Annotated in this window: 1 protein-coding gene; it reads left to right on the plus strand. The window is 63.5% G+C overall.

Going from position 1 to position 422, the window contains the following annotated elements; all coding sequences use genetic code 11:
* The coding region (locus tag I6F36_RS39050) for a condensation domain-containing protein (protein ID WP_225173299.1) at window positions 1–422 on the plus strand (422 nt) is incomplete at both ends.

Raw genomic sequence — 422 nt, forward strand, 5'->3', positions numbered from 1 at the left:
CGCGGGGCGCTCGGGCCGGCCGCTGTTCGACAGTATTTTGGTGTTTGAGAACTATCCGATCGATCAGGCCCTGCGCGGGCAGAACGACAATAGCCCGCGCATGGGGCGCGTCGCACAGATCTCGATCACGAACTATGCCTTGACGGTGGCGGTGTTCACTAAGACAGACGGCATCAATCTCGGCTTCCGTTATGATCGCAGCCGCTTCGACGAGCGGCAGGTGAGGCGTCTGCAGGCAGGTTTGGCACGTCTGCTCGCGGGAATCGCGCGCGGCGCGGATCGTCCGCTCGGCGAACTCAACGGCGTCGGTCCGGAGGAGACGCGGCGGATCCTGAACTGGAATGGCGGAGCTGATGAGAGTGTTCCTTCCGCGTTCAATGGCGGCATCGTGGCGCAGATCGAGGCACGCGTCGCTGATGCAC

Source organism: Bradyrhizobium sp. BRP19, from assembly GCF_020194195.1.
In the GTDB taxonomy this organism is placed as follows: Bacteria; Pseudomonadota; Alphaproteobacteria; order Rhizobiales; family Xanthobacteraceae; genus Bradyrhizobium; species Bradyrhizobium yuanmingense.